The sequence below is a fragment of the Amycolatopsis sp. NPDC006131 genome (genome assembly GCF_040614175.1).
Lineage (GTDB): Bacteria > Actinomycetota > Actinomycetes > Mycobacteriales > Pseudonocardiaceae > Amycolatopsis_E > Amycolatopsis_E tucumanensis.
In genome coordinates, this window is the sequence record NZ_JBEXTX010000051.1 from 1 (window position 1) to 14,525 (window position 14,525).

Sequence of the window (14,525 nt, forward strand, 5' to 3'; positions counted from 1 at the left end):
ACGTCATCTGGGCACTGCTGCGCGACGGCCGCGAATTCCACCACTCACCGCCGCCCATCAGCCCTACAGCTGCTTGACACGATCATTGAGACTCCGTGGTCAGCGGGACGTGGCGACGTTGAGCAGCGGTTTCTCGACCGTCACGTCGGTCAGTCCCCACTTCTGCATGATCTGGCGGTACTCACCGCTGTCGAACAGTGCCTGGAACGCGTCGCGCAGCACCGGGCCGAGGCCGCTGGTCTTGGGCACGAGCAGCGCGAGGTTGTCGGCGGTCGCGCCCTGCGCCTCGGTCTGCGTGACGTAGGTGAAGGCGCCCTTCTGCGCGGTGGTGACGTCGATGGCCGCGGCCTGGGTCATCCCGGCGGCGTCCGCGCGGCCGGACTGGGCGGCCAGCATCGTCGCGTTGGTGTCGGCCAGGCCGATCGTGGTGGTGGGCGCGCGGCCGGCGCCGGTGCAGTACTGGGAGAGCTTGTTCAGCTGCTCCTCGACGATGCTCGCGCTGACCACCGCGACCCGCTTGCCGCACAGGTCGTCCACCGTCTTGATGCCGGCGGTGGAGCCCGCGGGCACGACGTAGGAGGTGCGGGTGGTCATCCAGGTGATCGAGTCGAACTGCTGCTCGCGTTCGGCGGTGGCCTTGACCGGGCCGTTGAAGGCCTCGTAGCGGCCGCTGAGCATGCCCTGCAGTGCGGCCGGGAGGTTGCTGACCACCACGGTCTGGGTGCGGACGCCGAGGACCCGGCCGAGCGCGTCCTGGAAATCCTTGTCGATGCCGGTGACACTGGTGCCGTCGGCGCCGACGGTCCGGTACGGCGGGTGCGAGTCCCCGGCGAATCTGATCACGCCGGAGTCCTTGACCTGCTGCGGCAGGGCGTCGTGCAGGGCGGGCACGGTGGCGGCGCCCGGGCCGGGACCCGAGCCGGACGAGGCCTGGCCGCAGCCGGTGACGGCCAGGACGGCGGCCACCGCGAGGACGAGGGGACGGCGGAGGGTGAGGCGCATGGCGTGTTTCTCCCTGCGTTGGGCCTTGCCAGGCGATCGGAGAAGGTTGCTGTCGAAGTTGAGGACGAGCGTCGCACGAGCTGTCGCCTATTTCAAGACCTGTGCGAGACTGGGCCGGTGACCGCGAAGAAACCGGGGGACGCGTTGCCCCGCCCGCAGAACGGCGCCGAACCGCAGCTGCTGCTCACGTCGCTGCTGGGTGACTTCTGGTACTGGCGGGACGAGCACGTGCCGGCGACCGCGCTGGTCCGGCTGCTGGCGGACTTCGACGTCACGGCCGACGGCGCCCGCGCGGCGATGCGGCGGCTGGCGGCGCGCGGGCTGCTCACGGCGTCCCGGCAGGGCCGGACGACCGCGTACGGGATCCCGCCGCGCACGTCGGAGGTGATCGTCGAGCGCACGCACCGCATGCTGACGTTCGGCTCGACCGCCCCGAAGTGGGACGGCCGCTGGACGGTCGTCGCGTTCTCCGTCCCCGAACAGGACCGGACGTTGCGCAACAACCTGCGCTCGCGGCTGCGGGTCCTGCGCTTCGCCGCGCTGTACGACGGGGTGTGGGTGTCGCCGCACGACCTGGGCGGACAGGCCCTGGAGGTGCTGCGCGAGCTGGGCATCACGACGGCGACGGTGCTGCGGTCGACCGAGGTGCCGGGCGGGCCGGTCAGCCCGGTCGCCGCGTTCGACCTGGAGCCGCTGGCGAAGGAGTACCGCGAGTTCGCCGACCGGTACGAGCCGATGCTGCAGAGCCTCGACGACGGGCTCATCGGGCCGAAGCAGGCGCTGCGGATGCGGACCGAGCTGCGCGTGGACTGGCGGCACTTCCCGGAGACCGACCCGGACCTGCCCGCCGAACTGCTGCCGGCGGGCTGGGACCGGGCGCGGGCGCAGCGGGTGTTCGTGCAGATCTACGACCGGCTCGGCCCGCTCGCGGAGATCCGGTTCCGGCAGATCCTCGGGTCGGTGGCGCCGGACCTGGCCGAACACGCGTCGCACCACGACTCGGCGACGGTCGCGGAGCTGTTCGCCACCCTCGGGGACCGCCGTGCGCACGGCGACACGCCGTTCGAGCAGGCGGCCGCCGCGCGACGCATCGCGGAGGCGGAGCGGGGTTAGGTGGGGTTGGTTGCGCGCCCGGCGGGGTCGTGGCAGCCGATTTGGTGTGGGTTCGGTGGCGGGCCGGGACGCAGCCGCTCAGATGCCGTGCTCGGTGCGCGGCGCCACCACCCGCGCGTCCACTCCCGGCGAGGTGCGGCGTGGGCGGCGCCGTGCGCGCGGTGGCGTACCCGCCGCGGATCAAGGTGTTCGCCACGAACACCGGTTCGCGCAACCTGGCCAACTACGGCGACAACACGGTCACGGTGATCACGCGCTCACCCCTGCTCGTGACCGCCAACGGGGCCGACGCCGTGACCGTCGTGATGGTCACCGGCACCGTCCCGGTCGGCCGGTACCCCGCCGGCGTCGCCGTGACCCCGGACGGCGTCGCCTACGTCGCGAACACCGGCCCGTCGGCGACGCGCCGATCGGCGTCACAACCGCCGGCGGCACCGTCCAGGTGTCCAACAGCGGTTCGGACACCGTCACCCAGCTGCAGGGAACGCACGTCACGGCGACCATCCCGGTCGGCGACCAGCCGGAAGGCCTGGCCGCGGCACCGGACCACACCTTCCTCTACGTGGCCGCCACCGGCGCGAACGCGATGTCGGTCGTCGACATCCCGACCGGCGTCCTGCACGCGACCGGCGCGCAGTCCGAAGGCGTGGCGGTGTCCCCGCCGTAGTCGGGCGAGGTGTGGAAGACCTGTGGACCGTGGATCGGCCCCCGATAGGCGCCGGACCGTCCTGTCCCGCTCGAGCTGGCCAGCAAGCTCATCGTCGAGCAGGGGAGAGCCAAAGGTATACTGAGGCGAGAAATCAACTCAGTCTACTTTCTGGGGGCACCATGAAGACCTGGGTGATCACGGGCGCGTCCGGTGGTTTCGGCACCGCGATCGCCCGGCAGGCGCTCGCCGCGGGGGACGCCGTGGTCGCCACGGCACGGCGTCCGGAGCGCGTCGGGCTCACCGGGGAGCGGTTGCTCGTGCTGCCGCTGGACGTCACCGACGAGGAGGCGGCCCGCGCGGCGACCGAGCGCGCCGTCGAGCGGTTCGGCCGGATCGACGTCCTGGTGAACAACGCGGGCCGCGGGTTGTTCGGCGCGGTGGAGGAGACGTCACCGGCGGAAGCGCGAACCCTGTTCGACACCAACGTGTTCGGGGTGCTGGCGGTGACCCGCGCCGTGCTGCCGGTGATGCGTGCCCAGCGGAGCGGGCACCTGCTGGCGATCAGCTCGATGGGCGGCTTCTCGGCCGGCGCCGGGTTCGGGGTGTACGCGGCGAGCAAGTTCGCCGTCGAGGCGCTGCACGAAGCTTTGCGCGAAGAGCTGGCGCCGTTCGGGGTGCGGGTCACCATCGTCGAGCCGGGGGTGTTCGGCACGGGTTTCAGCGGCGCGTCGGCCCAGGTCGCGCAGAAGATCGACGCGTACGCCGCACCCGACTACACCGACGACGATGGTGACCCGCCGGGCGACCCGGGCGACGCGGCGGCGGCGATCGTCGCGGTGGCCGGGGCCGCGGACGCGCCGTTGCGGCTCCCGCTCGGCGCGGACGCGGTCGCCCGCATCCGCGCGAAGCTGGACCAGGTGGCCGGCGACCTCGGTGCCACGTGACGCTCCACTCGTTTCGCCTGGTCGGCCCTCGCCCGCCGCGACACATTCGGGTGAACTGGACCGAGCACGGAACGACGGACGAGGAGGGGGCCCGTGGCGCTGCCGGAATGGCTGGTCAAGGAGATCGACGACGTAGGGGACTACCCGGCGTTCGCGGGCGTCGACGAACTGGAACGCGGGTTGCGCACGCTGGCGGCGGGATACCCGGAGATCACGACGTTGCAGCGGGTCGGCACCTCCCGGCATGGCGAGCCGCTGCTGTGCCTGACGATCGACGGCGAGCCCGGTGATCCGACGGCGCTGGTGTTCGGGCTGCCGCACCCCAACGAGCCGATCGGCGGGCTCACCGCGCTGCACCTGGCCGCGCGGTTGTGCGCCGACCCAGGGCTGCGGGCGCGGCTGCGGCACCGGTGGCGGATCATCGCGTGCATCGACCCGGACGGCCTGCGGCTCAACGAGGGCTGGCTGGCCGGCCCGTTCACGCGGGAGCACTACGCGCGGCACTTCTACCGGCCTGCCGGGCCGGACCAGGTGGAGTGGACGTTCCCGCTGGACTACAAGGACGCCTACTTCGACGCGGCGCTGCCGGAGACGCAGGCGCTGATGCGGCTCATCGACTCCGACCGGCCGGACCTGGTGTGCTCGCTGCACAACAGCGAGCTGGGCGGCGTCTACTACTACCTCAACCGCGCCGAACCGCCGCTGCACCGGGCGCTGCAGGCGCTGCCCGCGCACGTCGGGCTGCCGCTGGACCGCGGCGAGCCGGAGGCGCCCTACATCACGCGGCTCGACGACGCGATCTTCCAGGGCACGTCGATCAGCCGGGCCTACGACTACGTGACCGGGCTCGGCGAGCCGTGGACGAGTTCGGCGGGCGACAACACGGCGTCCTACGCCGGCCGGTACGGCGCGCTCACGCTGGTCACGGAGCTGCCGTACTGGACGTCCGACACGGCGGACGACGACGGTCCGGCGGGCACCGGGTACGCGTCGGCGCTGGCCGCGCACGCCCGGGCGCTGGCGGACCTGTCGTCACTGATGGCGGACACGATCGAGGCGGTGTCCGGGGCGCTGATGGTGCAGGACTCGCCGTTCTGGCGGGCGAGCCGGTCCTTCGCGACGATGATGGCGTCGGCAGCGCGCAGCGCGCGTTCGCGCAGCACCTCCCCGGAGGCCGACCGGCCGGCCACGGTGGCCGAGGTGTCGTCCCTCGCCGAGGCGACGCACAGTTTCCGGTTGCGCTACGGCGGAATTCTGTTGCGGGCCCTGGACGGCGAGCTGGCGGTGGGCAACACGCGGCCGGCGGTGCGGGCGGCCAGGGAGCGGGTCGCGGCGAGGCACGCGGAGTGGGTCGCCGGAGACGCGCTGCTCGGCGAGTACCGGACGATCCCGATCCGGCAGCTGGTGGCGACGCAGTACGGAGCGGTGCTCGCGGCGGCGGAACACGTGGTGGGGCGCTGACGAGCGCCCCACCGGGCGTGACGGTCAGTCCTGGACCTTCGACGGATGCGTAGCCAACGCCATCACCCGAATGTCCATGTACGGGAACAACGGCAACCCCGACAGCAACTCGTGCAGTTCATCGTTCGACTCCACGTCGAAGATGGAGATGTTCGAGTACTCACCCACGATGCGCCACAGGTGCGGCCACTTCCCTTCCCGTTGCAGCTTCTGGCTGTACGCCTTCTCCCGGGCCACGATGTCGGTCCGCACCGACGGGTCCATATCGGACGGCAGCCGCACATCCATCCGGACGTGGAACAACATGGGTGAGTCCTCCAGTAAGAATCAAGCCGGGTCGAGCACGAAGTCGTAGGTCACCGTCTCGCCGCCGTCGGACGGCTTCGGGTCCAGGACCAGTTCCGGCTTGACCGCCGAGGCGATGTCGTCGTCGTTGTGCTCGTCGCCGGGGAAGTACAGCTGCGCGGTCAGCAGCTCGTGGCCCGGGGCGGACACCTTGACGTGCAGGTGCGCCGGGCGCCACGCGTGCCAGCCCGCCGCCGCGATCAGCTTGCCGCACGCGCCGTCGGTCGGGATCTGGTACGGCGCGGGCCGCACGGTGTGGATCTCGAACGAGCCGTCCTCCTCGACCGAGAAGGTGCCGCGCAGGTTCCACTCCGGGATGCCGGGCGCGAACTGCGAGTACAGCCCGTCGGCGTCGGCGTGCCACAGTTCGACCTTCGCGTCCTTCAGCGGGCTGCCGTCAACGGAGGTCACGCGGCCCGTCCACACCAGCGGCGTGCCGCCCTCGCCCTCACGCATCGGCACCGACCCGCGCGAGCCCTGCTCCGGCGCGCCGGGCACGTAATACGGGCCCTCGATGGTGCCCTTGTTGCCCTTGCGGTGCGAGGTGGCGACCTCCTCGACCACGTGCTCGACCCACACGTCCAGGAACAGCGGCCACTCGCCGTCCTCGCCGACCTGGATCAGCCACGCCTTCAGCGCGTTGTACTCGTCGTAGGTGACCTTGTGCTTGCGGATGGTCTCGTGCACGGCCGAGAGCACCTCACGGGCCAGCAGCGACACCCGCTCCTTCGGGGTGTCGGCGACGGCGGCGAACTTGTCGCTCTTGAACCGCGCGGTGGCACTGGCGCCGGACTCGGCGGCCGCGGGAGCGTGGTGGGTGGCGGTCATGGGATCCTCCTTGATTCCTTGATATCCGGGGGAGTTCAGCGGTCCTGGCGGTAGCGGTCGAGCTTGGCCGGGTCGATCTCGATGCCGAGCCCGGCGCCGGGACGGATGTGCAGCTCGCCGTCGTGGATCTCCAGCGGTTCGGTGAGCAGGTCGTCGCTCATGTCGAGGAAGTTGGACAGCTCCCCGGCCCGCCGCGACGTGAGCGCGTAGGACGCTCCGAACGCGACAGTGCACGCGGAACCGATCTGGCCGTCGATCTGGTTGCCCATCACGACTTCCAGCCCGAGCCCCTCGGCGAGGTGGTGCACGCGCTGCGAGTGGGTGAAACCGGTCCGCGCGGTCTTGATGCTGATCGCGGTGGCCGAGCCGGCCAGGATCTCGCGGGTCACGTCGGCCGGGGTGACGGCCGACTCGTCGGCGATGAACGGCACGTCCAGCTGCGACACCAGCCAGCGGCGGCCCAGCACGTCGTCGGCCGGGCACAGCTCTTCGGCGAACAGCAGGCCGAGGTCGGTCATCTCCTTCATCGCCATCGCCGACTCCGAGGCGGTCCAGCCCCGGTTGCCGTCGACGTACAGCTCCACGTCGTCGCCCATGCCCTCGCGCAGGGCCCGCACGACGGCGGTGTCCAGCGCGACCGGGCGCCGCCCGACCTTGACCTTGAACGTGGTGATGCCGTGCTCGTCGCGCATGCGCTGCGCCTCGGCGACCATCGCGGCCGGCTCGTCGAACCCGAGCATGTGCGACACGCGCATCCGGTCGGTGTAGCCGCCGAGCAGCTCGGTGACCTGCACGTCCAGCGTGCGGCCCAGCGCGTCCCACACCGCCATGTCGATGGCGGCCTTCGCGGCCGGGTTGCCGACGGTGCGGGCCAGCCGGGACGCCATCGTCTCGCGTTCGAGCAGGGTCAGGCCGACCACCTGCGGCGCGAAGATCTTCTCGATCACCGCGATGATCCCGGCCTGCGTCTCGCCGTAGGTGAACGGCCGCGGCGGCGCCTCCGCCACGCCGACGACCCCGTCGTCGGTGTGCACCCGCACCAGCACGTGCTCGGCCACGTGCACCTCGCCGGAGGCGAACTTGAGCGGTTTGCGGTACGGGATGGCGAACGGGATCGCCTCCACCCGCGTGATCTTCATCGGCTGACCTCGTGTCGTTGGGGGGCGAGTGCGGCCTCGAGCACCTCGAGGACCGACCGGACGAGCGGGGAGTCGTTGTCGCGGCGCCAGGCGAGCGCGAGCTCGACCGTGCCGGCGTCGGCGAGGTCGCGGAACACGACCCCGGCCAGCGGCAGCGCGCGGGCCGACGCGGGCAGCACCGCGATGCCGAGCCCGCCGGCCACCAGCGCGAGCAGCACCGCCGTGCCGGCCGCTTCGTGCTCGCGGTGCGGGCTGAAGCCGGCGGCCTGGCAGCTGCGCATGACGGCGTCGTTGACCACGGAGTCCTTGGCGGCGTAGCTGATGAACCCCTCGGTGCGCAGGTCGGCCACCGACACGACGGGCTCGACCGCGAGCCGGTGGTCGGCGGGCACGGCGAGGATCAGCGGCTCGACCTCCAGCGTGTGCAGGTCGATGTCCTCGCCCTGCGCGGGCGGGCGCAGCACGGCCAGGTCCAGGTCGCCGTTGCGCAGCCCGTCGCACTGGGCCGGCGTGAGCAGGTCGGCGTGCACCTCGACGGCGACGCCGGGCAGGTCCCGCTTGACCGCGCGGGCGATGCGCGGCAGGTGCGAGAAGGCCGAGGTGCCGGTGAACCCGACCCGCACCAGGCCGAGGCGGCCGTCGGCGATGCGGCGCACCCCGCGGACGCTGTCCTCGACCGTGTCCAGCACCCGCTGCGCCTCACCCAGCAGGAACTCACCCGCCGGGGTGAGCCGGACCTGCCGGGTCGTGCGCGTGAACAGGGGCGCGCCCAGTTCGGCCTCCAGCTGCCGGATCGCGTGCGACAGGGCCGGCTGCGCCATGTGCAGGCGCTCGGCGGCCTTCCCGAAGTGGCAGGTTTCGGCCACGGCGGTGAAGTACCGCAGGTGACGCAGCTCCATCGCCGGCCTCCTTCCCGCTCCTCGTCGTCGTGGATTCATTCACCGTAGGTACGGATATTGAGTCAAGACAAGGAGCGATTCAGTCTCGATTGATCGATGTCATCGATTAATAGCACCCTGGGTCAGGACTAGGTAATCGCCCGGTGTGACTGGGGCCACCGCTTGTCATGGTCGGGGGAACACCGAAGCCGAGCAGTGCCGCTGAGGCCGTTGGAGGTTTCCATGACCGAGACCCTGGACCACGTGTCGGAGGTGCTCGCCGACGCCGTCGTGGAGGACCGCGACGCCGGGATCTACCGGGCGAACCGCCGGATCTTCACCGACGAGGAGATCTTCGAACTCGAGATGAAGCACATCTTCGAGGGCAACTGGATCTACCTGGCGCACGAGAGCCAGATCCCGGACCCGGGCGACTACTTCACCACCTACATCGGACGCCAGCCGGTGGTGATCACCCGCGACTCCGGCGGCGAGCTGCACTGCCTGATCAACGCGTGCGCGCACCGGGGCGCGATGGTCTGCCGCCGCAAGACCGACAACCGGATGACGCTGACCTGCCCGTTCCACGGCTGGACCTTCCGCAACGACGGCAAGCTGCTCAAGGTCAAGGACCCCGACGGCGCCGGCTACCCGCCCTCGTTCAACACCGGCGGCTCGCACGACATGACCCGCGTCGCCCGGTTCGACAGCTACCGCGGGTTCCTGTTCGGCAGCCTCAACGCCGACGTGCTGCCGCTGGAGGAGCACCTCGGCGACACCACGAAGATCATCGACATGCTGGTGGACCAGTCCCCGGAGGGGCTGGAGGTGCTGCGCGGCTCGTCCACCTACACCTACGACGGCAACTGGAAGGTGCAGGCCGAAAACGGCGCGGACGGTTACCACGTCACCGCGACGCACTGGAACTACGCGGCCACCACCGCCCGGCGCAACACCGGCGAGTCCAAGAACGACACCAAGACCCTCGACGCGGGCAGCTGGGGCAAGTCCGGCGGCGGCTACTGGTCGTTCCCGCACGGGCACCTGTGCCTGTGGACGTGGGCGGCCAACCCGCAGGACCGTCCACTGTGGAACCGGATGGACGAGCTGAAGGAGCAGTTCGGCGACGCCAAGGGCGAGTTCATGGTCAAGGGGTCGCGCAACCTGTGCCTGTACCCCAACGTGTACCTGATGGACCAGTTCTCCACCCAGATCCGGCACTTCCGGCCGATCGCGCCGGACAAGACCGAGGTGACGATCTACTGCATCGCGCCGAAGGGGGAGAGCGCGCAGGCCCGCGCCTGGCGGATCCGGCAGTACGAGGACTTCTTCAACGCCTCCGGCATGGCCACCCCGGACGACCTGGAGGAGTTCCGCTCCTGTCAGCTCACCTTCCGCGCCACCGCGGCGCCGTGGAACGACATGAGCCGCGGCGCCGAGCACTGGCTCACCGGCCCGGACGAGGTCGCGCTGGCGCTGGACATGAAGGGCGTCATCTCGGCGGGGCAGAAGAACGAGGACGAGGGCCTGTACCCGGTGCAGCACGGCTACTGGCGGGACACCCTCCGCAAGGCGATCGGAGCGGCGGAATGACCAGCGCGACCAAGACCATCACGCAGACCGACATCGAGCAGTTCCTCTACCGCGAGGCGCGCTACCTCGACGACCGCGAGTTCGAGAAGTGGCTCGACTGCTACGCCGACGACGTGGTGTTCTGGATGCCCTCGTGGGGCGACGACGACCTGCTGACCGAGGACCCGCAGAGCCAGATCTCGCTCATCTACTACCCGAACAAGGGCGGGCTGGAGGACCGGGTGTTCCGGATCCGCACCGAGCGCTCCAGCGCCACGTCGATCCCGGAGCCACGCACCAGCCACAACATCACGAACGTGGAGCTGATCGAGCGCCGCGGCGACATCGTGGACGTGCGGTTCAACTGGCACACCATGTACTTCCGCTACAAGACCGTCGACCCGTACTACGGCACGTCGTTCTACACGATCGACTTCTCCGGCGAGTCACCCCTGATCCGCCGCAAGACGGTGATCCTCAAGAACGACTACATCCACCACGTCGTCGACGTCTACCACATCTGAGGGAGGCGTCATGGCTTTCCAGGTCGCACTGTCCTTCGAGGACGGTGTCACCCGCTTCATCAAGTGCGAGCCGGACCAAACCGTCGCCGACGCGTCCTACCGGCAGCGCATCAACATCCCGCTGGACTGCCGCGACGGGGCGTGCGGGACGTGCAAGGCGTTCTGCGAGTCCGGCGACTACGACGGCGGCACCTACATCGACGACGCGTTGTCCCCGGACGAGGCGTCCCGGGGTTATGTGCTGCCGTGCAGCATGAAGCCGCGCTCCGACCTGGTGCTGCAGATCGCCAGCACGTCAGCGGTCGCGAAAACCCAGGCGGCGACCTATCCGGCGACGCTGACCGCGCTGGATCGGTTGTCGCCCACCACGGTCGCGCTCACGCTGGAGACGCCGGACCGCGACAAGCTCGCGTTCCTGCCCGGCCAGTACGTCAACATCGAGGTCCCCGGCACGGGCCAGACGCGCTCGTACTCGTTCAGCAACGCGCCGGACGACAAGGAGCTGACGTTCCTGGTGAAGCTCACGCCGGGCGGCCTCATGTCGGACTACCTGACCGAGCGGGCCGCACCCGGCGACGAGCTGCGCTTCACCGGCCCGAACGGCAGCTTCTTCTTGCGCGAGACCGGCCGTCCGGTGCTGTTGCTGGCCGGCGGCACCGGGCTGGCGCCGATCCTGTCGATCCTGCGGGCGATGCGGGCCTGCGGGTCGTCGCGGCCGGCGCACCTGGTGTACGGCGTCAGCACCGACGACGACCTGGTCGAGCTGGACACGCTCGCCTCGCTGGCCGCCGAGGTGGAGGGGCTGACGTGGGACTACTGCGTCGCCGACCCGGACTCCAGCGCCCCGAACAAGGGTTATGTGACCAGCTTGATCCGCGACGAGCACCTGCACGGCGGCGACGTCGCCGTGTACCTGTGCGGCCCGCCGCCGATGGTCGAGGCGGTGCGCAAGCACTTCACCGACGCCGGTGTGCAGCCGACGGGCTTCTACTACGAGAAGTTCGCGCTCTCCGCCCCCGCGGGGGAGACGACGGCCGCCCCGGTGGGTGGTGCCGACGTGGCGGGCGCCGCACCGGCCGCTGCCGTGACTGCGGCCACCGCCCCGCCTCGCCCCGCCGCCGTCCAGACCCCGGCGCCCCCGGCGCCGGAAGCCCCCGCCGTTCCGGTATCCGCGTCCCCTTCGCCGGAGCGCGCGGGGGCGAGCCGGACCGTCGCCGGGCAGGCGATCTTCCCGCCCGCGGAGCTCGCGCCGCTGCGCGGCGGCGCGATCCCCGACGAAGGCCAGGCCCGGCGGGCAATCGCCGGGCAGGTCATCTGGCCCGGCGGCACCGGTGGCACGCTCGACCCCGGTGAGCCAGTGCGGCCAACGGCCTCCCGCGCCATCGCCGGGCAGGAGATGCTGCCGCAGGCCGAAATCGCCCCGCTCACCGAACCCGGGCGGTACGAGATCGGCGAGGAGCACCCGTCGGTGCACGAGTCGGACGCCGTGTTCGAGGCCCGCCAGGCCCTGGAGCTGGGCGCGGTGGAGATCACGATCGGCCGCCTGTCCTCGCAGCAGCTCGCCGGGTACCGCCTGCTCGCCGAGGCCACTGTGCCCTATGTGGACGGTGACCGGTTCCTCGACGCCGCCGCCTACACCGAAACCAACGCGGCCTTCCACGACTACCTGTTCACCCTGACCGGCAACGAGCACCTCCTGCAGGCCTACCACGCGCTCGGCGTCAAGGGGCACATGACCGAAACCCTGCGCGACGCCACCTGGTGCCACCCCCGTTGCACGCAGGATCACCTGGACATCGTGGCCGCGTTCGAGGCGGGGGACCGGACTGCCGCGCGCCGCCTGGTCGCCGAGCACGCCGAACGCTCGAAGACCACCATGCGCCGTGCGATGGACGACAAGAAGGCCGCGCGGCGGCCGCGGTTCGTCAGCCCCGGCCGGTTCGACGGCAAGGTCGTCGTGGTCACCGGCGCCGCGCAGGGCATCGGGGAGCGGGTGGCGCGGCGGATCAGCGCGGAGGGCGGCACGGTCGTCCTCGCCGACCGCGCCGACCTGGTGAAGGACGTGGCGGACGAGCTGACGGGCGAGGCGCTGCCGGTGCTGGCCGACCTGGAGACCTGGGCGGGCGCGCAGGCGGTGGTCGAGGCCGCGCTGGCCCGGTACGGGCGCATCGACGCGCTGGTCAACAACGTCGGCGGTGCGATCTGGTTCAAGCCGTTCACCGAGTTCACCCCGGACCAGATCGACGCCGAGATCCGCCGGTCGCTGATGACCACCCTGTACTCGTGCCGGGCCGCGCTGCCGTCGATGGCCGCGCGGGGTCAGGGCGTGATCGTCAACGTCTCCTCGGCCGCCACCCGCGGCATCCACCGCATCCCGTACTCGGCGGCCAAGGGCGGCATCAACGCCATCACGGCCTCGCTCGCGCTGGAGTACGCCGACGCCGGGATCCGGGTTGTCGCGACCGCGCCCGGCGGCACCGAGGCACCGCCCCGCCGCATCAGCCGCGGCGGATCGGCGCTGGAAACCGAGCAGGAGCGCGCCTGGTTCCAGGCGCACATCGACCAGACCGTGAACTCCTCGCTGATGAAGCGATACGGCACGCTCGACGAGCAGGCCGCCGCGATCACGTTCCTGGCCTCCGACGAGGCCTCCTACATCACCGGCACCGTCCTGCCGGTGGCCGGGGGCGACCTCGGCTGAACCCGGCCGCCCCGCCCGGGGCCGCCGTTGCCCTCCCCACCCCACACCGGGAGCCATCATGTCCGACACCGTCGCAACGAAGCGCCGGCGCACCGTGTCCTGGGTGGTCGCCCTGTCGACGATCGCCCTCGTCTTCGACGGGTACGACCTGGTCGTCTACGGCACCGTCCTGCCCACCCTGCTCGCCGATCCCACGCAACTCGGCCACATCAGCGCGGGCCAGGCCGGGGCGCTGGGCAGCTACGCCCTGATCGGCGTGCTCGTCGGGGCGCTGGCCGCGGGCAGCCTCGGCGACTGGATCGGCCGCCGCAAGATCATGCTGGTCAACCTGGCCTGGTTCTCGATCGGCATGGGGCTGACCGCCCTCACCCAGAACGTCACCGCGTTCGGCTTCGGCCGGTTCTTCACCGGCATCGGCGTGGGCGCGCTCGTGGCGACGGTGGGCGCGCTGGTGGCCGAATTCGCGCCCGCCGGGCGGCGCAACCGGCTCAACGCGATCGTCTACAGCGGAGTCCCCGCCGGTGGTGTGCTCGCGTCGCTGCTGGCGATCGTGCTGGCCGACGCCGTCGGCTGGCGCGGGCTGTTCTGGGTCGGCGCGCTGCCGATCGTGCTGGTCCTGCCGCTGGCTGTCGTCAAGCTGCCGGAGTCGGCGAAGTGGCTCGCCGCCCGCGGCCGGGTGGCCGAGGCACGGGCGGTGTCGGAGCGGACCGGGGTGCCGCTGGTCGCCGAGCCGCCGGTGACCGACCGCGTGGGATTCCCGGCGCTGGCGACCCGCGCGCTGGCCTGGCCGACCGCGCTGCTCGGGCTGATGAGCTTCGCCGGGCTGCTGCTGACCTACGGGCTCAACACGTGGCTGCCGAAGATCATGGCGGACAACGGGTACGGCAAGAGCTACTCGCTGACCTTCCTGCTGGTCCTCAACCTCGGCGCGATCATCGGCGGCATGCTCGCCTCGCTGTGGGCGGACCGGGCCGGCGCGAAGCGGGTCGTGGTCACCACGTTCGTGCTCGCCGCACTCACGCTCGCGCTGCTGCCGCTGGACCTGCCGCTGGGCGCGCTGCTGCTCGCGGTCGCCGTGGCCGGGGTCGGCACCATCGGCACCCAGGTGCTGATCTACGGGCTGGTGTCCAACTACTACCCGACGCGGGCGCGGGCCGCGGGCGTGGCGTGGTGCGCCGGCTTCGGACGGCTCGGCGGGATCGTGGGCCCGGTGATCGGCGGCCTGCTGGTCGGCGCCGGGCTCGGCGGGACCACGGCGTTCTACATCTTCGCCGGGGTGGCGCTCGCCGCGGCGCTGGTCACCGCGCTGGTGCCGCGAGCACAGCACGCCGAGGTTCCGGTGGCCGCCGTCGCGCCGGAGCCCGCCTAG

General features: G+C 71.3%; 13 protein-coding genes. 8 read left to right on the plus strand and 5 right to left on the minus strand.

From position 1 onward, the window contains the following. Window positions 1-99: 99 nt before the first annotated feature. Window positions 100-1,002 carry a transporter substrate-binding domain-containing protein gene (locus tag ABZ215_RS24230; protein WP_354708896.1) on the minus strand — a complete coding sequence of 301 codons (903 nt, stop codon included), beginning with the start codon at window positions 1,000-1,002 and terminating at the stop codon, window positions 100-102. A 117-nt stretch (window positions 1,003-1,119) separates the two neighbouring features. Between ABZ215_RS24230 and ABZ215_RS24235 the strand changes: the two genes are divergently transcribed. The 4 genes from ABZ215_RS24235 to ABZ215_RS24250 all read left to right on the plus strand — a co-directional run bounded on the left by ABZ215_RS24235 (window position 1,120) and on the right by ABZ215_RS24250 (window position 5,169). Continuing rightward, window positions 1,120-2,115 carry a PaaX family transcriptional regulator C-terminal domain-containing protein gene (locus ABZ215_RS24235; protein ID WP_020418932.1) on the plus strand — a complete coding sequence of 332 codons (996 nt, stop codon included), beginning with the start codon at window positions 1,120-1,122 and terminating at the stop codon, window positions 2,113-2,115. Window positions 2,116-2,557: 442 nt separating this feature from the next. Continuing rightward, window positions 2,558-2,782 (plus strand): hypothetical protein, encoded by a 225-nt coding sequence (locus ABZ215_RS24240; protein WP_354951779.1) that lies wholly within the window; start codon window positions 2,558-2,560, stop codon window positions 2,780-2,782. Window positions 2,783-2,943: 161 nt separating this feature from the next. Continuing rightward, window positions 2,944-3,708 (plus strand): SDR family oxidoreductase, encoded by a 765-nt coding sequence (locus ABZ215_RS24245; protein ID WP_354951781.1) that lies wholly within the window; start codon window positions 2,944-2,946, stop codon window positions 3,706-3,708. Window positions 3,709-3,801: 93 nt separating this feature from the next. Continuing rightward, window positions 3,802-5,169: a M14 family zinc carboxypeptidase gene (locus ABZ215_RS24250; RefSeq protein WP_354951783.1), complete on the plus strand. Its 1,368-nt coding sequence runs from the start codon at window positions 3,802-3,804 to the stop codon at window positions 5,167-5,169. 24 nt (window positions 5,170-5,193) lie between these two features. Here ABZ215_RS24250 and catC read toward each other — a convergent pair whose 3' ends face one another. The 4 genes from catC to ABZ215_RS24270 are packed head-to-tail and all read right to left on the minus strand — an operon-like array spanning window position 5,194 to window position 8,380. After that, window positions 5,194-5,475: a muconolactone Delta-isomerase gene (gene catC, locus ABZ215_RS24255; RefSeq protein WP_354951785.1), complete on the minus strand. Its 282-nt coding sequence runs from the start codon at window positions 5,473-5,475 to the stop codon at window positions 5,194-5,196. A 21-nt stretch (window positions 5,476-5,496) separates the two neighbouring features. Beyond that, window positions 5,497-6,342, minus strand: coding sequence for a catechol 1,2-dioxygenase (gene catA, locus ABZ215_RS24260; protein ID WP_237338596.1), 846 nt, complete (start codon window positions 6,340-6,342; stop codon window positions 5,497-5,499). 35 nt (window positions 6,343-6,377) lie between these two features. Then, window positions 6,378-7,481, minus strand: a complete 1,104-nt coding sequence (locus ABZ215_RS24265) for an enolase C-terminal domain-like protein (protein ID WP_354951787.1) — start codon at window positions 7,479-7,481, stop codon at window positions 6,378-6,380. Then, window positions 7,478-8,380, minus strand: a complete 903-nt coding sequence (locus ABZ215_RS24270) for a LysR substrate-binding domain-containing protein (protein WP_354708905.1) — start codon at window positions 8,378-8,380, stop codon at window positions 7,478-7,480. The genes ABZ215_RS24265 and ABZ215_RS24270 overlap by 4 nt, the downstream gene beginning before the upstream one ends. A gap of 222 nt (window positions 8,381-8,602) precedes the next feature. Between ABZ215_RS24270 and benA the strand changes: the two genes are divergently transcribed. Genes benA through ABZ215_RS24290 form a run of 4 tightly spaced genes read left to right on the plus strand, consistent with a single transcriptional unit; the run spans window position 8,603 to window position 14,525 of the window. Beyond that, window positions 8,603-9,952 carry a benzoate 1,2-dioxygenase large subunit gene (gene benA, locus ABZ215_RS24275; RefSeq protein ID WP_354951789.1) on the plus strand — a complete coding sequence of 450 codons (1,350 nt, stop codon included), beginning with the start codon at window positions 8,603-8,605 and terminating at the stop codon, window positions 9,950-9,952. Next, window positions 9,949-10,455 carry a benzoate 1,2-dioxygenase small subunit gene (benB, locus tag ABZ215_RS24280; RefSeq protein ID WP_020418941.1) on the plus strand — a complete coding sequence of 169 codons (507 nt, stop codon included), beginning with the start codon at window positions 9,949-9,951 and terminating at the stop codon, window positions 10,453-10,455. The genes benA and benB overlap by 4 nt, the downstream gene beginning before the upstream one ends. Window positions 10,456-10,465: 10 nt before the next feature. Continuing rightward, entirely contained in the window at window positions 10,466-13,156 is a 2,691-nt protein-coding gene (benC, locus tag ABZ215_RS24285; protein WP_354951791.1) for a benzoate 1,2-dioxygenase electron transfer component BenC, read from the plus strand. A gap of 58 nt (window positions 13,157-13,214) precedes the next feature. Further along, window positions 13,215-14,525 (plus strand): MFS transporter, encoded by a 1,311-nt coding sequence (locus ABZ215_RS24290; RefSeq protein ID WP_354951793.1) that lies wholly within the window; start codon window positions 13,215-13,217, stop codon window positions 14,523-14,525.